Raw genomic sequence first — 20,688 nt, forward strand, 5'->3', positions numbered from 1 at the left:
AGGTCGCTATTTCACTGAGTTCTGTATAAAACAGAGAAATATTGGTGCTTTTGGTAGACAAAGCGAGCGCCCATCATTAGAATGCGCGCAATTTGCCGAAAATTGGCTTCGAGGGCGATTTTTGCATTGATTTAGATCGGCTTATCTGAATTAATATGCAAATAATGTGATTGATTATTCCTGGAGGATGCTTTGATAAAGTCAGCGCTATTGGTTCTGGAAGACGGAACCCAATTCCACGGTCGGGCCATCGGGGCAGAAGGTACGGCAGTGGGGGAAGTGGTCTTCAATACGTCGATGACCGGTTATCAAGAAATCCTTACTGATCCTTCCTATTCCCGCCAAATTGTTACTCTTACTTATCCCCATATTGGTAATGTCGGCACTAACGCCGCTGATGAAGAATCCTCTGCAGTACACGCTCAAGGTTTGGTTATCCGCGATTTACCTCTTATTGCCAGCAACTACCGCAGTACCGAAAACCTTTCTGACTATCTCAAACGCCACAACATCGTCGCTATCGCCGACATTGATACCCGTAAACTGACTCGCGTGCTGCGTGAAAAAGGCGCACAAAACGGCTGCATCATCGCTGGCGATTCCGTGGACGCGGTGCTGGCACTGGAGAAAGCCAAAGCCTTCCCAGGCCTGAAAGGGATGGACTTGGCGAAAGAAGTGACCACCAAAGAGTCTTACAGCTGGCAGCAGGGCAGCTGGACATTAGAAGGCGAACTGCCTGAAGCGAAACCGGCTGAAGAGCTGAAATTCCACGTGGTGGCTTATGACTACGGCGCAAAACGCAACATCCTGCGCATGCTGGTTGACCGCGGCTGCCGCCTGACCGTGGTGCCGGCACAAACGCCAGCCGAAGACGTGTTAAAGCTCAATCCAGACGGCATCTTCCTGTCCAACGGACCGGGCGACCCGGAGCCATGCGACTACGCCATCGACGCCATCAAGGCCTTCCTCGAGACTGACATTCCGGTCTTCGGCATCTGTCTGGGCCACCAGTTACTGGCACTGGCCAGCGGCGCGAAAACGCTGAAAATGAAGCTTGGCCATCACGGTGGTAACCACCCGGTGAAAGATCTCGACAACAATGTGGTGATGATCACCGCGCAGAACCACGGCTTTGCGGTAGATGAAAATGGCCTGCCAGCCAACCTGCGCGTGACCCACAAATCGCTGTTCGACCACACGGTTCAGGGGATCCACCGCACGGATAAAGCGGCGTTCAGCTTCCAGGGGCATCCAGAAGCCAGCCCGGGCCCGCACGACGCGGCACCGCTGTTCGACCACTTTATCGAGCTGATTGAGCAATACCGTTCTCACGCTACTCAGACTGGCAAATAAATCAGGAGCACTAAAACATGCCAAAACGTACAGACATAAAAAGCATCCTGATCCTCGGCGCTGGCCCGATTGTTATCGGTCAGGCTTGTGAGTTTGACTATTCCGGCGCGCAGGCATGTAAAGCCCTGCGTGAAGAGGGTTACCGCGTCATTCTGGTGAACTCCAACCCGGCGACCATCATGACCGACCCGGAAATGGCCGACGCGACTTACATCGAGCCAATTCACTGGGAAGTGGTGCGTAAAATCATCGAGAAAGAGCGTCCAGATGCCGTGCTGCCAACCATGGGCGGCCAGACAGCACTGAACTGCGCACTCGAGCTGGAACGTCAGGGCGTGCTGGCGGAATTTGGCGTCACCATGATTGGTGCCACCGCCGACGCTATCGACAAAGCCGAAGACCGCCGCCGTTTCGACGTGGCGATGAAGAAGATTGGCCTCGACACCGCGCGTTCCGGCATTGCTCACAATATGGAAGAAGCGCTGGCGGTTGCCGCTGACGTTGGCTTCCCATGCATCATCCGCCCATCATTCACTATGGGCGGCACCGGCGGCGGTATCGCCTACAACCGCGAAGAGTTCGAAGAGATTTGCGAGCGCGGTCTGGACCTTTCCCCAACTAAAGAGCTGCTGATTGATGAGTCGCTGATTGGCTGGAAAGAGTACGAAATGGAAGTGGTGCGCGATAAGAACGACAACTGCATCATCGTCTGTTCAATCGAAAACTTCGACGCCATGGGCATCCACACCGGTGACTCCATCACCGTGGCTCCGGCGCAGACCCTGACCGACAAAGAATACCAAATCATGCGTAACGCCTCGATGGCGGTACTGCGTGAAATCGGCGTGGAAACCGGCGGTTCTAACGTGCAGTTCTCCGTGAACCCGAAAAACGGCCGCCTGATTGTTATCGAAATGAACCCGCGCGTGTCGCGCTCTTCTGCTCTGGCTTCTAAAGCAACCGGCTTCCCGATTGCCAAAGTGGCCGCCAAGCTGGCGGTAGGTTATACGCTGGACGAGCTGATGAACGACATCACCGGCGGCAAAACGCCGGCATCGTTCGAGCCTTCAATCGACTACGTTGTGACTAAGATCCCTCGCTTCAACTTCGAGAAGTTTGCCGGTGCTAACGACCGTCTGACCACGCAGATGAAATCTGTCGGCGAAGTAATGGCGATTGGCCGCACCCAGCAAGAATCTCTGCAAAAAGCCCTGCGCGGCTTGGAAGTGGGCGCTAGCGGCTTCGACCCGAAAGTCAGTCTGGACGACCCGGAAGCGCTGACCAAGATCCGCCGCGAACTGAAAGAAGCCGGTTCAGACCGTATCTGGTACATCGCCGACGCCTTCCGCGCTGGCCTGTCTGTCGACGGTATCTTCAACCTGACCAACATCGACCGCTGGTTCTTGGTGCAGATTGAAGAACTGGTGAAGCTGGAAAACGAAGTGGCCGAAGGCGGCTTCAACATCCTGACCCACGACTACCTGCGCATGCTGAAGCGCAAAGGCTTTGCCGACCTGCGTTTGGCGAAGTTGGTTGGCGTGTCAGAGAGCGAAGTACGCAAACTGCGTCACAAATACAACCTGCACCCGGTCTACAAACGTGTTGATACCTGTGCGGCAGAATTCTCCACCGACACTGCCTACATGTACTCCACTTATGAAGAAGAGTGCGAGTCCAACCCGACTAACGATAAGCCAAAAATCATGGTGTTAGGCGGCGGGCCAAACCGTATCGGTCAGGGCATCGAGTTCGACTACTGCTGCGTTCACGCCTCGCTGGCGCTGCGCGAAGACGGCTACGAAACCATCATGGTGAACTGTAACCCTGAAACGGTTTCCACCGACTACGACACCTCTGACCGCCTGTACTTCGAGTCAGTGACGCTGGAAGACGTGCTGGAAATCGTGCGTATCGAACAGCCAAAAGGCGTGATCGTGCAATACGGCGGGCAAACTCCGCTGAAACTGGCTCGCGAACTCGAAGCAGCGGGCGTGCCAATTATCGGCACCAGCCCTGACGCCATCGACCGCGCCGAAGACCGCGAGCGTTTCCAGCAGGCGGTTAACCGCCTGGGCCTGAAACAGCCCGCTAACGCCACGGTCGCGACCATTGAGCAAGCGGTAGAAAAAGCCAGCGGCATTGGTTATCCGCTGGTGGTGCGCCCGTCTTACGTGCTGGGCGGCCGCGCGATGGAAATCGTGTATGACGAAATCGACCTGCGTCGCTACTTCCAGAACGCGGTTAGCGTCTCTAACGACGCGCCGGTGCTGCTCGACCGTTTCCTTGATGACGCGGTAGAAGTCGACGTCGACGCTATCTGCGACGGTGAGCGCGTACTGATTGGCGGCATCATGGAGCACATCGAGCAAGCTGGCGTGCACTCCGGCGACTCCGCCTGTTCTCTGCCAGCCTACACGCTGAGCAAAGAGATTCAGGACGTGATGCGCCAACAGGTTGAGAAACTGGCCTTTGAGCTGAGCGTTCGCGGCCTGATGAACGTGCAGTTCGCGGTGAAAAACAATGAGGTTTACCTGATTGAGGTTAACCCACGCGCCGCGCGTACCGTGCCGTTCGTCTCTAAAGCCACGGGCATTCCGCTGGCGAAAGTGGCGGCTCGTGTGATGGCGGGGCAGACGCTGGCTCAGCAAGGCGTGACCGAAGAGATCATTCCACCGTACTACTCGGTGAAAGAAGTGGTGCTACCGTTCAACAAGTTCCCGGGCGTTGACCCAATCTTAGGGCCAGAAATGCGCTCAACCGGTGAAGTGATGGGCGTCGGTCGCACCTTCGCCGAAGCCTTCGCCAAGGCGCAGCTCGGCAGTAACTCCGGCATGAAGAAAGCCGGACGTGCGCTGCTGTCAGTGCGCGAAGGGGATAAAGGTCGCGTGGTGGATTTGGCCGCCAAGCTGCTTAAACGCGGCTTCGAGCTGGACGCTACTCACGGTACTGCTGTGGTGCTGGGCGAAGCGGGGATTAACCCACGCCTGGTCAACAAGGTGCATGAAGGCCGCCCGCACATTCAGGACCGCATCAAAAACGGCGAGTATGTGTATATCGTGAACACCACGGCGGGTCGTCAGGCGATTGAGGATTCCAAGCTGATTCGCCGCAGCGCGCTGCAATACAAAGTGCACTATGACACCACCCTGAACGGCGGTTTCGCGACCGCAATGGCGCTCTCTTCCGACCCAACCGAGCAGGTGATTTCGGTTCAGGAAATGCACGCTAAAATTAAAAAGTAACCTTAAGACTTTAGTGTCTGGTACTGCGACGCCCGCAACCGAAAGGAAGCGGGCGTTTTTATTACTTTCGCTTGGCACTGGCGGCAGTTATAAACCGCAGAAATACTTTATGATTAATCTATGTTTTGACGATATGAGCTGACTGATGATTTTAATTGTTTACGCCCACCCTTATCCACGCCACTCCCGGGCCAATCAGCGCTTGCTGTCGGCAATCGCTGATCTTCCTGATGTCGAAGTCCGCTCTCTTTACGATCTCTATCCCGATTTCAGCATTGATATCAGCGCTGAGCAGGCGGCGGTCGAGCGCGCCGATCTGGTGGTTTTCCAACATCCTCTTCAGTGGTACAGCATGCCGCCGCTGCTAAAACTGTGGATTGATAAAGTGCTGGAGCACGGTTGGGCCTATGGCCATGAAGGCAATGCCTTGAATGGTAAACACTGTCTGTGGGCGGTGACCACCGGCGGCAATGAGCATCACTTTGAGCTGGGCGACCATCCTGATTTCGACGTTCTAGCCCAGCCGCTGCAGGCCACTGCAGTTTACTGCGGGATGAACTGGTTGCCGTATTTTGCCGTACATAACACCTTTATTTGCGACGAGGTGGCGCTGAAAGCCTCCGGCGAAGAGTATCGCCGCCGCCTGTCGGCTTGTCTGAGTTTGAAAGAAACCGCGCCAGTGGGAGGCAGCGATGGAAAACCATAATTTGCTGCTTGAAGGGCTGCTCTACCTCGGCTCCGCCGCGCTGTTTGTGCCGATTGCCGTGCGCCTTGGCTTAGGCTCGGTGCTGGGCTATCTGATTGCGGGCTGCATCATCGGCCCGTGGGGGCTAAAGCTGGTTTCTGACCCTGAGTCGATTCTGACCTTTGCGGAGATCGGCGTGGTGCTGATGCTGTTTATCATCGGCCTTGAGCTGGACCCGAAACGCCTATGGACCCTGCGCGCCTCGGTATTCGGCGGTGGCAGTATCCAGATGGGCGGCTGTGGTTTACTGCTCAGCCTGTTCTGTTATTTGCTGGGTCTGGACTGGAAAGTCGCTTTGCTGATTGGCCTGACGCTGGCGCTTTCCTCCACCGCTATCGCCATGCAGGCCATGAGCGAGCGCAGCCTGACCACTTCACCCATTGGCCGTAGCGCCTTTGCCGTGCTGCTGTTTCAGGACATCGCGGCCATTCCGCTGGTTGCCATGATCCCTCTATTGGCGAGCACCGGAGAAGCCACTACGCTGGCAAGCTTTGGGCTATCCGCCGCGAAAGTGATTGGCGCACTGGCAGCGGTTATTCTGCTCGGGCGCTACGTGGCGCGGCCCTTGCTGCACTTTGTTGCCCGTTCGGGTATGCGCGAAGTGTTCAGCGCCGTGGCGCTTTTTCTGGTATTCGGCTTTGGTATTTTGCTCGAAACGGCGGGCCTGTCGATGGCGATGGGGGCGTTTTTGGCAGGTGTGATGCTGGCGAGTTCGGAATACCGCCACGCGCTGGAAAGCGATATTCAGCCCTTTAAAGGCTTGCTGCTGGGGCTGTTCTTCATCGGCGTCGGCATGTCTATCGACTTCGGCACGCTGGTGCATCAGCCGCTGTTAATTGCCACTTTGCTGGTGGGCTTCATGCTGCTGAAAGCCGCGCTGCTGTGGCTTATTGGGCCGATGCTCGGCGTGCCAAAACGCCAGCGCGGCCTGTTTGCCATTCTTATCGGGCAGGGCAGTGAATTCGCTTTCGTGATTTTCAGCACCGCGCAGATGGCCGGTGTGCTGCCAGTAGAGTGGGCGAAAGCCCTGACGCTGGCGGTGGCGCTTTCCATGGCGGTCACGCCGCTGCTGCTGGTGCTGGCGAGTCGTCTGGAGCGCAACGCGCCGAAAGACAATCGCCCTGACGATACCATTGATGATGAAAATGCCACGGTGATCATTGCCGGATTTGGGCGTTTCGGGCAGATCGCCGGCCGTCTGTTGCTGGCCAATAACGTGCATACCGTGGTTTTGGATCACGACCCGGACCATATCGAAACGCTGCGCAAGTTCGGCACAAAAGTGTTTTACGGCGACGCCACCCGCGTTGACCTGCTGGAGTCCGCTGGTGCGGGGCAGGCCAAGGTGCTGATTAACGCGATTGACGACGTTGAGGCCAATCTCCAGCTCACCGAGCTGGCGAAAGAGCATTTCCCGAACTTGAAAATTATCGCCCGCGCTCGCGACGTCGACCACTGGTATCAGCTGCGTCGCCTTGGCGTTGAGGCGCCAGAGCGTGAGCTGTTTGAAGGCTCGCTGCGCGTCGGGCGTGAGACGCTGGAGTTCCTGGGATTAGATGCTTACGAGGCGCGGGAAAAAGCCGATCTGTTCCGTCGCTACAACCTTAAAATGCTCGAAGCCACTATCGAGAATTATGAGGATACCGAGTTCCGCGTTGCCAGTATGCAGCGTGCCAAAGATATGCTGACGGACGCCATCGAGCAGGATCAGAAGCGTCTGGCCTCAGGGCAGCAGCAGGGCTGGCGTGGAAGTATTGACGGTAAAGCGCCGGAAGATGAGGTGATTGAAGCCAAGGGATAAGGCGAACTTGAAGAGATAAGAAGTTTATTATTAAACGGGCGGTGCGCAGGCATCGCCCGTTTTGCGTTAAGGCCGCGGGGTATTAGCTCAGCGCGACTTTAATCCCTAAACCAATCAGCACGCCACCGAGCAGCTTATCGACAATCTTCTGTGCTTTTGCCAGACCACGGCGCACCGGCGCGCTTTGGATCAGCAGGGAGAGCAGCGGCCACCAAATGGCTGACAGCCCAATGATAATCGAGGCATACCACAGCTTTTCGCCCACGCTGGAGTTCACTTGCAGCACCTGAGTGAACATCGCCAGGAAGAACAGAGTGGCCTTTGGGTTGAGCAAATTGCACAAGTAGCCCTGAATGAAAGCTTTGTGCAGCTTGATTTGTTGCTGTTCTAAACCGTCCAGATTCATTTTGCTATTGGAGCGCGAGAACAGCGCCTGAATGCCGACCCAAATCAGGTAAGCCGCGCCGACATACTTCAGGATGTCGAACAGCCACGGCGTGGTGGTGATCACTACCGCCAGCCCGGCCACGCAGTAAGACATATGGGTTATCACCCCGCAAATCACACCCAGAGACGTCATCAGCGCCGCCACTTTCGGATAGCGCGCCGCATTCTTTATCACCAGAAAGAAATCTGGGCCGGGGGAGAGCATGCCGAGCAGGGAGATGCTGGCGACAAACAGGGAGGTTTCAAGCATGGTAATAACCGTCGTTGATTCAATAGCAGATAGGGCGGCATCATACGCCAATCCTGAAAGTCATAAACTACGGGCGACGCTTTTTTTTTGTGTTTCGTATAAAGTCGCGTCGGCGGAGTGGTGAGGGCTGTACGGCCCTGTACGCGAATGCCGCCAGCATGTAAGCCGCACTGTACAAGCTCTGAAGAGTCTGGAATTCGTATAAGTGATATATACCGTTTTAAGATAATTATCCGTTATATATGACGTGGATTAAGGTGCCGAATTGGAATTTTTATAATGATAAATCGCGCATGACTAAGAGCCATCTTATATCTGTAGGTTGGGCAGTTATCGCTATCGACGGCTTGAGGGGCTTTCCGTATAGTGTCTGCACTTTTTTGAGTCACCGTAAATATCCTCTTCTACACAGGGCTTCATAATGATTATCAGCCTGATCGCCGCACTGGCGGCGGATCGCGTTATTGGCATGGAAAACGCCATGCCTTGGCATTTACCGGCTGACCTGGCTTGGTTTAAGCGTAATACGCTGAACAAACCGGTCATCATGGGACGCAAAACGTTCGAGTCTATTGGTCGTCCTTTGCCTGGTCGCTTAAATATCGTGATCAGTTCACAACCGGGCACGCACGACGGCGTCACCTGGGTTACCTCCATTGATGCTGCTATTGCTGCGGCGGGCGATGTTGAGGAAGTGATGGTCATGGGCGGTGGTCACGTATACGACCAGTTCCTGGCGCGCGCTGACCGTTTATACCTGACGCACATTGATGCCGAAGTAGAAGGGGACACGCACTTCCCCGACTACGAGCCGGATGAGTGGGAAAGCACCTTCAGTGAATTCCACGACGCTGACGAGCAGAACTCTCACGGCTTCTGCTTTGAAATTCTGGACAGAAATCGCGGCTAATCCCGCACGCTGGCCAAATAAAAAGGCACCTGAAAAGGTGCCTTTTTTGATCTGCCGAAGCCAATTCAGGACGCGGTCGGCGCCGCAACCTGCTCTTTGTCGCTACGGCGATTAGAGCGTTGGGTGAAATATTGCTTATCTTCCCAACGGATCATGGTCAATACGCCACCCCAGCAGCAGCCGGTATCCAGCGCATAAACGCCTTCCGGCGCGCCTTTACCTTCCAGAGAAGCCCAGTGCCCAAAGGCGATACTGTATCCAGCCTGGCGGATCGGGCTTTCAATATCAAACCAAGGTTTAAGTGGGCGCGGCGCGTTCTCCGGCGTGTCCTTGCACATCATGTCCAACTGACCGTTCGGGAAGCAGTAGCGCATGCGGGTAAGGGCGTTGGTGCTAAAACGCAGGCGGGCTAAGCCGCTCAGCTCTGGCGACCAGTTGTTCGGCATATCGCCATACATGGCGTCGAGGAACAGCGGATAGGTGTCGCTGCTCAGCACGGCTTCCACTTCACGGGCGCACATCTGCGCGGTTTCCAGGTCCCACTGCGGCGTGATGCCCGCATGAGCCATCACCAGCTTCAGCTCTTCATCAACCTGCAATACCGGTTGACGACGCAGCCAGTTGATCAGCTCATCGGCGTCTTCTGCTTCCAACAGCGGATTGAGACGATCTTTGGGTTTGTTAAAGCTGATCCCGGCATAAATCGCCAGCAAGTGCAGGTCATGATTTCCCAGCACCATGCGCACTGACTCACCCAAGCTGCTGACATAGCGCAGCACTTCGAGCGAGTTGGGGCCGCGCGCCACGAGGTCGCCTGTCAGCCATAATCGGTCTTGTTCAGGATTGAAATTGACTTGCGCCAATAGCGCTTTGAGTTCATCGATACAGCCGTGAACATCACCAATAAGATATGTCGACATGAGAGTTAATTTATCAGCGTTGGGATTGCGAGGCGAAAAACAGGGATAGGGACACGGAATAATTCACCGTCCTCTGCGACCATTTCGTAATGCCCTTCCATGGTGCCCAGTGGCGTTTCTAGCACGGCGCCGCTGGTGTAATGGAATTCGTTACCAGGAAGAATAAGCGGTTGTTCACCGACCACACCTTCACCCTGAACTTCTATCTGCCGGGCATTACTATTAGTAATCAACCAATAACGGCGGAGTAATTTTACGTTGAAGCGGCCGAGATTACGGATGGTCACGGTGTAGGAGAAGACATAGCGCTCTTCTTCAGGTATCGACTGCGATTCAATGTAGACACTTTGCACCTGAACACATACGCGTGGTGAATCAAGCATAGCGTTACTCCTCGCTTCCTTTATGTTTCGAGGCGCAGTGCTTTGGCACTTGCGCCCCTTATCATATTGGCTCAGTACGATTATTGTTCTGGCTGCGGCTGGCCGTTTTTTGGCCGGGTAGATAAGCGATTAGCCAGTTTGCAGTACATCTCAACAGAAATATTCTCTGCGCGCATCTGTAAATCCAGACCCAGTTCTACCATCTCTTCAACGGTGAATAAATGGCCGAGGCTGTTACGCACGGTTTTGCGACGCTGGTTAAAGGCATCGGTGGTCAAACGACTCAGAATACGGATGTCGTCAACCGGATAAGGGATTTCAGCGTGCGGAATTAAACGCACCACCGCAGATTCCACTTTTGGCGCTGGCGTGAAGGATTCCGGCGGAACTTCCAGCACGGGAATAATATGGCAGTAGTACTGCGCCATCACGCTCAGGCGGCCGTAAGCTTTGCTGTTCGGCCCGGCAACCAGACGGTTAACCACTTCTTTTTGCAACATAAAGTGCATGTCGCGAATAGCATTAGTATATAGGAACAGGTGGAACATCAGCGGCGTGGAGATGTTATACGGCAAGTTGCCGAACACGCGCAGCGGCTGGCCCAGCTCTTTCGACAGCTCGCCGAAGTCGACTTTCATGGCGTCAGACTGGATCACACGCAGCTTGCCGGCCATTTTCGGATTGGTCTCCAGACGGGCGGCCAAATCGCGGTCAAGCTCGACCACGGTCATACTATTAAGGCGCGAGGCAACCGGCTCTGTTAAAGCAGCCAGGCCGGGACCGATTTCGACAACGGCCTGATCGGGCAATGGATGGATAGCCGATACAATGCTGTCGATAACAAACTGATCGGTTAAAAAGTTTTGCCCGAAACGTTTACGAGCAAAGTGGCCTTGGTGTACACGATTATTCATTGTAGTTGTTTTACTTTTCTTTATAGAACAGCAGAATTGGTTGCCATGCGAATGGCGAGATTTATTGCAGTCTTGAAGCTGCCTGCATCGGCAGTGCCGGTGGCGGCCAGTTCAAGTGCGGTACCGTGATCAACGGAGGTCCGGATAAAGGGCAGGCCGAGTGTGATATTCACTGCGCGACCGAATCCTTGGTATTTTAGCACCGGAAGGCCCTGATCGTGATACATCGATAACACCGCGTCGGCGTGTTGCAGATATTTCGGCTGGAACAGCGTATCTGCTGGCAGCGGACCAATCAGACTCATTCCCTTTTCGCGCAGTTCATTCAGCGCAGGAATGATGGTATCAATCTCTTCATGCCCCATGTGACCGCCTTCCCCCGCGTGCGGGTTCAGACCACAGACATAAATTTGCGGATCGACAATACCAAATTTGGTCTGCAAGTCATGATGCAAAATGGTGATCACTTCATGCAAGCTTTGACGAGTGATCGCTGCGGGGACGTCCATCAGCGGCAGATGCGTCGTCGCCAGAGCAACGCGCAACTCTTCCGTCGCCAACATCATCACCACGCGATTGCATTGGCTGCGATCGGCGAAGAACTCGGTATGGCCGATAAACGGAATTCCGGCATCATTGATAATGCTTTTCTGCACCGGACCGGTCACTAAGCCGGCGAATTCGCCGTTGATAGCGCCGTCACAGGCGCGAGCCAGCGTTTCCACCACGTAACCTGCATTAGCTACGTTAAGCTGACCGGCGATCACCGGAACCGCGGTTTTCACCGGCAAAACGGTCAGCGTGCCCGCGGCTTGAGGCTGAGGCGCCGCGCCCGGCTGGTAATCACGTAACTCGATTTTCAATCCCAAAATCTGGGCGCGCTCAAGTAACAAAGCCGGATCGGCACAAACCACTAACTCAACAGGCCACGCCTGTTGAGCCAGAGCAAGTACCAGATCCGGCCCAACCCCGGCTGGCTCGCCGGGGGTGATGACCAAACTTTTTGTCGCTAAAGAATTATTGTCCATTACCGTCCAGAATCTTCACGTACGCATTGGCACGTTGTTCCTGCATCCAGGTCTGAGCTTCTTCAGAGAATTTACGGTTGAACAGCATGCGATACGCGCGCTCTTTCTGCGCTGCGTCGGTTTTATCCACCTGACGGGTATCGAGTAACTGAATCAAGTGCCAGCCGAATGAGGAGTGAACCGGTGCGCTGAGTTCGCCTTTTTTCAGGTTCATCAGGGCGTCACGGAACGCCGGATCGTACATGTCAGGAGATGCCCAGCCTAAGTCGCCGCCCTGATTCGCTGAACCTGGGTCCTGAGAAAGCTGCTTCGCTTCATCAGCAAACTTGGCTTTACCGCTGCGAATATCCGCCGCGACCTGCTCAAGCTTCGCGCGAGCCTGATCGTCAGTCATGACCACCGACGGCTTCAGCAAGATGTGACGTGCGTGAACTTCGGTAATAGAAACGGTTTTGTTGTCGCCACGGATATCGTTAACTTTCAGGATATGGAAGCCGACGCCGGAACGGATTGGGCCGATGATTTGGCCTTTCTGCGCGGTGCTCAGTGCCTGAGCAAACAGCGTTGGCAGCTCCTGCAATTTGCCCCAACCCATGTTGCCGCCTTTCAGCGCCTGGGAGTCAGCAGAGTAGGCGATCGCCATTTTGCCGAAGTCGCCACCGTTGTTCAGTTCAGCTACCAGTTTCTTGGCTAAAGCTTCAGCCGTATCGACCTGATCCTGCGTTGGGTTTTCCGGCAGGGGGAGCAAAATGTGGCTCAGGTTGAACTCAGCGTCGCCGCCGTTTTGCGCGCCAACCTGTTTGGCCAGTGCATCCACTTCCTGCGGCAGAACGGTAACGCGACGGCGAACTTCGCTGTTACGCACTTCGCTGATCATCATCTCTTTGCGGATCTGGGCACGGTAAGTGCTGTAGTTCAGACCGTCGTAGGCCAGGCGGCTACGCAGTTGGTCAACCGTCAGTTTGTTCTGTGCGGCAATACCGGCGATGGCTTTATCAACGTCATCATCAGTCAGTTTGATGCCCATTTTATCGGCCATCTGTAACTGGATCTTGTCCATGATCAGACGATCAAGGATCTGGTGACGCAGTGTCGCATCATCAGGTAATTGCTGATTTGCTTCTTTAGCCTGCTGTTTAACAGATTGCATCAGGCTGTTGACGTCACTGTCCAGGACCACACCGTTATCCACCACGGCGGCCACTTTATCAACCTCTTGAGGGGCTGCAAACGCGGTGCTGGCACAAAGCGTTACGCCGAGGAGAAGTGTTCTCCAGTTCTTCATACATTTTCCATTTGTTTAATCCGCAATTGCGGATGCAAGTTCACTGAGTTCAACATGTCGTCGGTCTTAGAATGCACGTTGGTAAGGCAATATACCGCGGCCCAGCATTTCTGCGGTTCCGAGGGTATGACTATTACTCAGGCCACGAAGTTCCAGAGTGAGTGAAATCCTGTTGTCATACTTACTTTCTGCGTTGACGGTATCAAAGGTGGTGATTTTACGCTCGTAGCCAAAGCCAACTGCCCAACAGCAGGTATTGTATTGCAGACCGAGCAATTGATCAGCCGGTTGCTGTGCTTTGGTGTCGTAATAATAGGCACCCACGATGGCCCAGCGATCGGCGATTGGCCAGCTGGCGATGCCGCCCACTTGCGAAATGCCTTGCTGATAACCCGGGTTTTGCACGTTTGGCAGCGTAGCCTGAATATACTCTGGGCTGGCATAACGGTAGCTCAACTGAACCATTTTGTCCGAGTCAGCACGGTATTCAAGCACCGCATCACCCAGCGCTAAGGCATCAAGGCGTGTGTCATACTGCGCACCGCCGCGAACACCCCAGAAGTCGTTGATTTTATAGTAAGTGTCACCCGCCCACACCAGGCTGCCAGTATCATCATTCTTGTCCAGAACGCTGTTCTGATCGCCAGTGCGCGGAGGGGTGAAGTAGTAAATCTGCCCCAATGACGCGTTAAAGCGTTCAACCAAACCATCATCGTAAATACGGGTGGTTAAACCACTCGCCACTTGGTTAGCTGAAGCAATGCGGTCAAGGCCACTGTAACTCTTATCGCGGAACAGGCCGGTGTAGTCGGACTGTAGCAGCGTGGAGTCATAGGTGTTGATCCCACTCTGGTCGCGGTAAGGAATATAAAGATACTGGGCGCGTGGTTCGAGGGTTTGGGTATAGCCCGCGTTCCAATCCATAGTGCGTTCAAACACCATCTTGCCGTCAGATTTAAACTCAGGCAGCGTACGGTTCACCGAGCTTTGCAGCTTAGAGTTAGGGTTGGCAGCAAAGAACGAGTCAGGAATATCCTGCTGATAATGGGTCGTCATTAATTTGACTTCATTATCCAGGCTACCCAGCCTGTTACTCAGCGGTAGGCTTAATGTTGGCTCTAAGTGCAGTCGCGTGGCTTCCGGGTTATCCGGGTTCACGCTGGTGAACTTGGCGGCCTGGCCGTAAACATGAAGGTCAAACGGACCGAGATCGTTTTTGTAGTAGTTGACGTCAAACTGCGGCATTGCGCGGTATGCGTTGGTGTTACCTGCGCCGTTAAAGATTTGGAACTGCTTACTGGCTAAGGTCGCATCCCAATTCTGATTGGCATAGCCGACGCTGAATTTCTGCGCCGCATAGCCGTCGGTGGTTGAGCCATACTTGGAGTCAAAGTCGGTGAAGTAGTACGGATCGCTGACCTTGGTATAGTCAACGTTGAAACGCCAGACTTGATCAACGACGCCTGAGTGCGCCCAGTAGTACATCCAGCGCTTGGTTTTATCGCTGGTACGCGCCTGACTCTTCACATAATCGTCGTCAATTTTTTTGTCATTGCCCAAATAATCGAACTCCATCATACCCGCGCCGAGGCCGGTCAAATAACGGAACTCGTTCTGCAATTGCAGACCACGGTTGCTCATGTAGTTCGGGGTGATAGTGGCGTCGTAGTTAGGCGCGATATTCCAGTAATAAGGAATAGTAACGCCGAAGCCGTTGGTGTTGCTGTAGTTGGCGTTCGGGATTAAGAAACCAGAACGGCGGCGGTCGCCGATAGGCAACTGCATATAGGGACTGTAGAACACCGGCACCGGGCCAATATGGAAGCGCGCATTCCAGATTTCAGCCACTTCTTCCTGACGATCTTCAATGATGGTCGAACCCACCACGCTCCAGCTGTTATCGCCGGGCAGACAGGAAGTAAAGGTACCATTATCCAAGATGGTGTAGCGGTTGCTGTCACGCTGCTTCATCTTATCTGCCGTACCGCGACCTTGGCGGCCTACCATCTGGTAGTCACCTTTTTCCAGATCGGTATCTTTGGTGGTCAGATTCGAGAAACCTTTAGGGCCGTTCAGTTTGATCTGCGGATCGCTATATCTTACGTCACCGGTAGCGGTCACGGTGCGAAGTGGCGTGGCTTCGCCAGGGGTTGTCACCTGGTTAAGCTGCACCTGATCGGCAGTAAGAGAGCTGTTACCCTGCTCGACATTAACGCTACCGCTAAACAGCGCGTTGTCGGGATAGTTGCCGGTGGCCTGATCCGCCTGAATATTAACAGGAAGCTTATTCGGATCACCGGTTACCAGAGGTTTATCATAAGTAGGCACGCCGAGCATACACTGCGCAGCGAGATCAGCTAAAGCGCCATGGCTGTACAGGGCCGTCCAAATAGTGGTGGCCAGCAGCGTGGGGAAGCGTGTTTTCAGACGTCTGTTTTTCATACGTAAAATGGTGTTCCGTCATCAGAGGCATCATGCCGGCAAACGGTCAGAGACTATATTACTCATCATCGTTGCGCTAGTGTTAAATCCAACCGGTAAACGTCGTCGCCGTTAGGCACAACGATAAATGCCAGTTATGATAAAGCAATTTTTCGACGACGCCATGGTGAATTGAGGAGTATATGCAGTATTGGGGAAAGCTGCTCGGGCTTGTGCTGGGTTTAATGTCCGGCGTGGGATTCTGGGGAATCGTTATAGGACTGTTGATTGGGCATATGTTCGACAAGGCGCGCTCGGCTAAAAGCCGCGGCTATTTTGCCGATCAACAGACAAGACAAACACTATTTTTCCGCACCACCTTTGAGGTGATGGGGCATTTAACGAAATCAAAGGGGCGTGTTACCGAGGCTGATATTCAGATTGCCAGCCTTTATATGGACAGAATGCAGCTGCACGGCGAGAACCGAAATGCGGCACAGCGCGCATTCCAGAGTGGTAAAGAGTCGAGTTATCCACTGCGTGAGAAGATGCGCGAACTGCGCAGCGTCTGTTTTGGGCGTTTCGACCTAATCCGGACTTTTCTGGAAATTCAGATCCAGGCCGCCTTTGCCGATGGCTCGCTGCATCCTAATGAACGGCAGGTGCTGTACGTCATCGCCGAAGAGTTAGGCATCTCCCGCCAGCAGTTCGACCAGTTCCTCAGCATGATGGAGGGCGGTCAGCAATTTGGCGGGCAGCAGGGGCATTACTCACAGGGCGGATTCCGGCAGGCTCCGCAAGGGCCGACGCTGGCCGATGCTTGTAAAGTGCTGGGTGTCAGTCCGTCAGACGATAGCGCCGTCATTAAGCGCGCCTATCGCAAGCTGATGAGCGAACATCATCCCGACAAGCTGGTGGCGAAAGGCCTGCCGCCGGAAATGATGGAGATGGCGAAAGAGAAGGCGCAGGCGATTCAGGCGGCTTATGACCTGATTAAACGCGAGAAAGGTTTTAAATAAGCATCCATGCAAAAGGCACCTAAAAAGGTGCCTTTTTTACTTCCCAGCTTTCTAATTATTAGAAGCTAATCTTAACCCCCGCAACCCCTTGCCAGTAATTCACACCTTCGTTATCCAATCTGCGCTGATACTGCACACCGGCATTCAGTGAGATGTTGGCGACAGGATTATTAATAATCCCCACATCGATCATCCCAGAGCTACCGGTTGAGCCGCTGATGAAGCTATTAGTGCGACTATTGAAGGTACTGCCGATATCCAGCGTTGCATCACTACTGAGATCCTTAATAAAGGTGGTATTAGCTATCAACGCCCATTTTCCGGTTTTTGAGGTATCCCAGTTGTAACGATAACGTAGCCCAGTGCGAATGGTAGGGCGATTTATGTCGTTATAATCCACCTTAGTGTTATCGACGTCAGTCACATCATCGATTTGCAGATGCTGGATACCCACGCCGACCAGAGGAGTGAGCTGATGATTACCAAGCTTAAATTTACGACCTACATCCAGCGTAGCGCCGATTGATTTTGCATGAATATCAGCTACGTCACCACCGCGTAGATCGGTAGAAACATTACCGTCGTACTTCGCAATATCAGCACTGAGGTCAACCGTGATGCCACTGTTGTGTTCATAAGAAGCCAAAGATGAGATACCCCAAGCTGTGTACTGGATTTTGCTATTTCCGTCAGCAGCCTGCGGTGTGACATCAAGCTGGGTGTTGGAGAGACCGAGATTAATGTCCAACGAGTGAGTATCATTTGCTAAGTGCAGGGCTTTTCCACCCAGCAGCCAACCACTCTGTTTCTGCGTATAGTCGTAGCCATAATTCATAAAGCCTAGCGAAGAATGATATTTGTCTTCTCCGTTAAGATACTGGAAGAAAATGTTCAGCTTAGTATCTTGAGTCGCCAGAACCTGATTGCGGAAGGTTTCATTCAGCCGCGAACTGTAGTTCAAAATGGCAGATGACAGTGAAAGATATGATGGGATCTGCGGCGTCACGGCTTTCCGAGAGGCTTTTGATGAATTTTGTTTTGCTAGCCTGCTGCCATCGTTGCCAGATTTTAGAGCTAGTTCCTCAATCAAACCGTTACTTGGTTCCGGCGCAGGCCTCTCATCCCAATAAGCCTCGTTCTGAGGGATCGCATTTTCTCCTTCGCTCAGCAGGGTGTTTTGCAGACGATAATCCCAATACTGGTTACCGAAACCTTCAACTTCACGTTGCTTTGCTGAACTCTTCCCAGGTGCAAACGCGTATAGACCATAGGCATAGGCTCCGCGTGCGACATAGCCTTGAGCCAGTTTAAAGCTGTTTTTCGATGCCTGGCCAGCTACCTGGATAAGCGACAAGCCTTCATCATTATCCGCATGACCCAGATTATGAAAGTCAGTCAGCAGCCCGTTTCCCGATAGCGAAATTCGCACTGAAATAGGCTCTTTGGTGATCACATCGCCTTTTATCAGCAGTTTGTCGGTTTGTGCAGACTGTCTATCTAAATGGGTACGTAGGCTGAGAAGCGTATTATTGCCTGTAGTGAGATTGCCGTTAATTCTCTGCACCGCAGGGTTGAAGTTATAACCATCACTCGTGGCCGTCCTGCTAGGTGCCCATCGCACATTGTCTTTAAAGATAAGGTCAGAGAATAAGGTGCCACTACCGTAGAGTTGGGTGTTATCTCCCATCGTCAAAGTAGAGTGCAGCGAACCATTGAGTACGAGCGAACCGCCGTTGATGTCCGTGGAGCCAGTAAAGGGACTAAAGCTGTTGAAATACAGGGTGCCTGGCCCGCCTTTCACCAGTTTCCCATCACCGCGGATTTCAGCATCAATAACTACATCATTCCCGCCGTCAGTACTGGTTGTGCTCTCAACTTTTTGGTCAACACTAATCAAACTACCTGATGTTAAATCCACTTCGCCTTTCAGGTGTGATTTGCTGTTAAGCACCATGCGGGCGCGTTCATTAAGTTTTACCTTCGCAGTTAATGACGCATGTTCACTCACCCGAAGCGTTGAAAAACTTGCCACATCGATGTTGTTAAAGCTGTAGGTTTCATCGATCCAGTCATTATCGACTACCACACCTCCGGCATGGGGTGTCGGTCTGCCACTCAGAATAAAGGTGCCTCGATTGACAGATAATTTATTTAGCTCTGCGCCGCCCGCAAGTTCCCAGCTATGGAGAGCTGACTCAGGTGAATAGTCGATATCTAGATTAAAGCGTGTTTCTTCACTACCGAGGTGACCGATAAACCTCTGATTATTCAAATTGTTAAAACGCAGAGTGCTGAGCTTGTTTGGATGACTGTTAAGGATTTTAGCGCCATTATCATTATGATTAATGGTTTTAAAGGCAAAGTCATGCCCGTTAACATCCAGTGTGCCGCCGCGATAACCGAAATTGATTCTGTTGCTTTCAATTTGATTCTGGCCTTCAATACGCACAGTCGGGCGGCCACTGACTAGCGTCACACTGGAAAAAGCCTGCTGCTGCCCCCGAGCATTTACCCGCTGGTTCAGAATAACCAAGCCATCGCCGACGTTTAACCCACCCTCGTTATTTCCAATACCATTAACGTGCAGGGTGCCTTTACCAATTTTATGCAGGTTATCGCCTAGTAGGCCATTGACTCGCCAATCGACCGTTTTTTCAGCGTCGATTTCAATCCCCCCGCCGACCCAGGTACTATTTTTTCCTGGAGCAGAGTCGACTTGGTAGTTGTTGGAGAACCTTAATTTTGCTGCGCCATGGTTGATAGAGTCTTCCAGAACGATCCGGCCTCCATCCCCTGCAAATCTCAGGTCTTTACTGGCATCAAGTTGAGCATTGCTAGCCAGATAGGGCAGGATCGCGTCGACGCCATGCCATTGCCAACTATTATTGCCTTGACTGATGCTTGCCTTAGTCCAGTGGATATCACCCATGCCAGTACTGTCAGTGACATCTGGATCTGTATTTTTGGCAAGTACACTGTTCATGAATGATTGCTGCATATAGAGTGTGTAACTTTCTAAGTTATAGGGGCCATTGCCACCTACCCAAGGCGACACACCGATTAACTTCCAGATTTTTTCTTTATTATCGTAGACATAGAGCGGGCTTCCGCTGTCCCCAGGCTGAATACCACTACTAAAAGGTTCGACCCGAGGATCGTTTGGACCATAGTTTTTCCACGTTAAATGACCATTTTGGAAAGTCGGATTGGTTATGGTGCCGCCGGTTTTCCAGCTATAAGCTCCTGAAAGCCATTTTTTCTCTTTTGTCACCGGGTCGATTTGATATTGAGTACCCGTACCCGCTCGTGCGAAATATTGGTATCGCTCGCTGTCGTTTTTAACATCGTTAGGGTCGGCAATTGGCATCGGTGCAGTTTCGGTAACTACTTTATTAAGACGTGGAAGATGAAAATCCTTATTATTTGTTTTATATGCCGGGTCATCGTTGCGGTTAATTATCTGATACTCAGTATTGTACTTGGCCTTATTACCGAAATTAACACTTTGATATCCCCCATTATGCGCCACGCTGGCAATATAAGAAGGGTGCGTCAGTGTGGCTATCCCATTACTATCAATGGCGCTAAAATCGGGAATAGGGAAGTTTAGCTTTCCCGCCGGCGTGCCATCCTTCTTTAAAACTTCAACGCCTTCCTTCCCTGGACTGTACTTGCCAAGATTTTCAGCAAAATCGCGGTAATCCTGTACCGAGACATCTTCTCGCATGACGGCCGCGTCAACATCAAAAAGAGCCAAGGCAATTAAGCTACTTAGTAACTTTGGTTTCCATGTCATATTCATATTTCCCTAAATAATTATAATTCCGGTCAATGTTTAATTTGAAACTATCTAATTAATATAGAGATAATCCAGATTCTATTACCGGTTACTTAGAGAGAATATATTGATTTACATCCCCAAACACGGGGTTGTTTATTATGGGAGTAGAATGATTAATTAGTTAAATAT

The 20,688-nt window shown here is 52.8% G+C and carries 14 protein-coding genes; 6 read left to right on the forward strand and 8 right to left on the reverse strand.

Features of this window, described 5'->3' with window-relative positions:
- Positions 1-192 precede the first annotated feature (192 nt).
- The 4 genes from carA (at position 193) to kefC (ending at position 7,141) form a co-directional block, all read left to right on the forward strand.
- Positions 193-1,353 carry a glutamine-hydrolyzing carbamoyl-phosphate synthase small subunit gene (gene carA / locus ACT3RR_RS13585; protein ID WP_353500961.1) on the forward strand — a complete coding sequence of 387 codons (1,161 nt, stop codon included), beginning with the start codon at positions 193-195 and terminating at the stop codon, positions 1,351-1,353.
- A gap of 17 nt (positions 1,354-1,370) precedes the next feature.
- Positions 1,371-4,595, forward strand: coding sequence for a carbamoyl-phosphate synthase large subunit (gene carB, locus ACT3RR_RS13590; RefSeq protein WP_353500962.1), 3,225 nt, complete (start codon positions 1,371-1,373; stop codon positions 4,593-4,595).
- Positions 4,596-4,740: 145 nt separating this feature from the next.
- The gene (gene kefF / locus ACT3RR_RS13595) at positions 4,741-5,301 is read left to right on the forward strand and encodes a glutathione-regulated potassium-efflux system oxidoreductase KefF (RefSeq protein WP_353500963.1); all 561 of its coding nucleotides are present in this window, start codon (positions 4,741-4,743) and stop codon (positions 5,299-5,301) included.
- The gene (kefC, locus tag ACT3RR_RS13600) at positions 5,288-7,141 is read left to right on the forward strand and encodes a glutathione-regulated potassium-efflux system protein KefC (RefSeq protein WP_353500964.1); all 1,854 of its coding nucleotides are present in this window, start codon (positions 5,288-5,290) and stop codon (positions 7,139-7,141) included. The genes kefF and kefC overlap by 14 nt, the downstream gene beginning before the upstream one ends.
- A gap of 82 nt (positions 7,142-7,223) precedes the next feature.
- On the opposite strand, the gene ACT3RR_RS13605 is transcribed toward kefC, so the two are convergent.
- Positions 7,224-7,838, reverse strand: coding sequence for a LysE family translocator (locus ACT3RR_RS13605; protein WP_496200508.1), 615 nt, complete (start codon positions 7,836-7,838; stop codon positions 7,224-7,226).
- A gap of 421 nt (positions 7,839-8,259) precedes the next feature.
- On the opposite strand from ACT3RR_RS13605, the gene folA reads away from it, so the two are divergent.
- Positions 8,260-8,748 carry a type 3 dihydrofolate reductase gene (gene folA / locus ACT3RR_RS13610; RefSeq protein WP_278878633.1) on the forward strand — a complete coding sequence of 163 codons (489 nt, stop codon included), beginning with the start codon at positions 8,260-8,262 and terminating at the stop codon, positions 8,746-8,748.
- Between the two features lie 65 nt (positions 8,749-8,813).
- On the opposite strand, the gene apaH is transcribed toward folA, so the two are convergent.
- The 6 genes from apaH to lptD form a co-directional block, all read right to left on the reverse strand.
- Positions 8,814-9,668, reverse strand: a complete 855-nt coding sequence (gene apaH, locus ACT3RR_RS13615) for a bis(5'-nucleosyl)-tetraphosphatase (symmetrical) ApaH (RefSeq protein WP_396131607.1) — start codon at positions 9,666-9,668, stop codon at positions 8,814-8,816.
- A 5-nt stretch (positions 9,669-9,673) separates the two neighbouring features.
- A complete protein-coding gene (gene apaG, locus ACT3RR_RS13620) occupies positions 9,674-10,051 on the reverse strand; it encodes a Co2+/Mg2+ efflux protein ApaG (RefSeq protein WP_496200509.1) in 378 nt (125 codons plus the stop codon).
- An 80-nt stretch (positions 10,052-10,131) separates the two neighbouring features.
- Entirely contained in the window at positions 10,132-10,965 is an 834-nt protein-coding gene (gene rsmA, locus ACT3RR_RS13625) for a 16S rRNA (adenine(1518)-N(6)/adenine(1519)-N(6))-dimethyltransferase RsmA (RefSeq protein WP_353500969.1), read from the reverse strand.
- A 20-nt stretch (positions 10,966-10,985) separates the two neighbouring features.
- Positions 10,986-11,993, reverse strand: a complete 1,008-nt coding sequence (pdxA, locus tag ACT3RR_RS13630; protein WP_353500970.1) for a 4-hydroxythreonine-4-phosphate dehydrogenase PdxA — start codon at positions 11,991-11,993, stop codon at positions 10,986-10,988.
- Positions 11,983-13,278, reverse strand: coding sequence for a peptidylprolyl isomerase SurA (surA, locus tag ACT3RR_RS13635; RefSeq protein ID WP_496200510.1), 1,296 nt, complete (start codon positions 13,276-13,278; stop codon positions 11,983-11,985). Before surA ends, pdxA begins: the two co-directional genes overlap by 11 nt.
- 66 nt (positions 13,279-13,344) lie before the next feature.
- Positions 13,345-15,720, reverse strand: coding sequence for an LPS assembly protein LptD (gene lptD, locus ACT3RR_RS13640; protein ID WP_496200511.1), 2,376 nt, complete (start codon positions 15,718-15,720; stop codon positions 13,345-13,347).
- Positions 15,721-15,902: 182 nt separating this feature from the next.
- Between lptD and djlA the strand changes: the two genes are divergently transcribed.
- Positions 15,903-16,718, forward strand: coding sequence for a co-chaperone DjlA (gene djlA / locus ACT3RR_RS13645; protein ID WP_441656070.1), 816 nt, complete (start codon positions 15,903-15,905; stop codon positions 16,716-16,718).
- Between the two features lie 58 nt (positions 16,719-16,776).
- Here djlA and ACT3RR_RS13650 read toward each other — a convergent pair whose 3' ends face one another.
- Positions 16,777-20,514: a S6 family peptidase gene (locus ACT3RR_RS13650; RefSeq protein ID WP_496200512.1), complete on the reverse strand. Its 3,738-nt coding sequence runs from the start codon at positions 20,512-20,514 to the stop codon at positions 16,777-16,779.
- Between the last annotated feature and the right edge of the window lie 174 nt (positions 20,515-20,688).

Origin of the sequence: Ewingella sp. AOP8-B2-18 (genome assembly GCF_052376015.1) — a bacterium.
In the GTDB taxonomy this organism is placed as follows: domain Bacteria; phylum Pseudomonadota; class Gammaproteobacteria; order Enterobacterales; family Enterobacteriaceae; genus Ewingella; species Ewingella allii.

What these genes read in the sequence shown, in the direction of transcription:
- lptD (WP_496200511.1), bottom strand. Translation starts at nt 15,720, where the DNA reads ATGAAAAACAGACGTCTGAAAACACGCTTCCCCACGCTGCTGGCCACC.
- folA (WP_278878633.1), top strand. Translation starts at nt 8,260, where the DNA reads ATGATTATCAGCCTGATCGCCGCACTGGCGGCGGATCGCGTTATTGGC.
- ACT3RR_RS13650 (WP_496200512.1), bottom strand. Translation starts at nt 20,514, where the DNA reads ATGACATGGAAACCAAAGTTACTAAGTAGCTTAATTGCCTTGGCTCTT.
- djlA (WP_441656070.1), top strand. Translation starts at nt 15,903, where the DNA reads ATGCAGTATTGGGGAAAGCTGCTCGGGCTTGTGCTGGGTTTAATGTCC.
- rsmA (WP_353500969.1), bottom strand. Translation starts at nt 10,965, where the DNA reads ATGAATAATCGTGTACACCAAGGCCACTTTGCTCGTAAACGTTTCGGG.
- kefF (WP_353500963.1), top strand. Translation starts at nt 4,741, where the DNA reads ATGATTTTAATTGTTTACGCCCACCCTTATCCACGCCACTCCCGGGCC.
- pdxA (WP_353500970.1), bottom strand. Translation starts at nt 11,993, where the DNA reads ATGGACAATAATTCTTTAGCGACAAAAAGTTTGGTCATCACCCCCGGC.
- kefC (WP_353500964.1), top strand. Translation starts at nt 5,288, where the DNA reads ATGGAAAACCATAATTTGCTGCTTGAAGGGCTGCTCTACCTCGGCTCC.
- surA (WP_496200510.1), bottom strand. Translation starts at nt 13,278, where the DNA reads ATGAAGAACTGGAGAACACTTCTCCTCGGCGTAACGCTTTGTGCCAGC.
- ACT3RR_RS13605 (WP_496200508.1), bottom strand. Translation starts at nt 7,838, where the DNA reads ATGCTTGAAACCTCCCTGTTTGTCGCCAGCATCTCCCTGCTCGGCATG.
- apaH (WP_396131607.1), bottom strand. Translation starts at nt 9,668, where the DNA reads ATGTCGACATATCTTATTGGTGATGTTCACGGCTGTATCGATGAACTC.
- apaG (WP_496200509.1), bottom strand. Translation starts at nt 10,051, where the DNA reads ATGCTTGATTCACCACGCGTATGTGTTCAGGTGCAAAGTGTCTACATT.
- carB (WP_353500962.1), top strand. Translation starts at nt 1,371, where the DNA reads ATGCCAAAACGTACAGACATAAAAAGCATCCTGATCCTCGGCGCTGGC.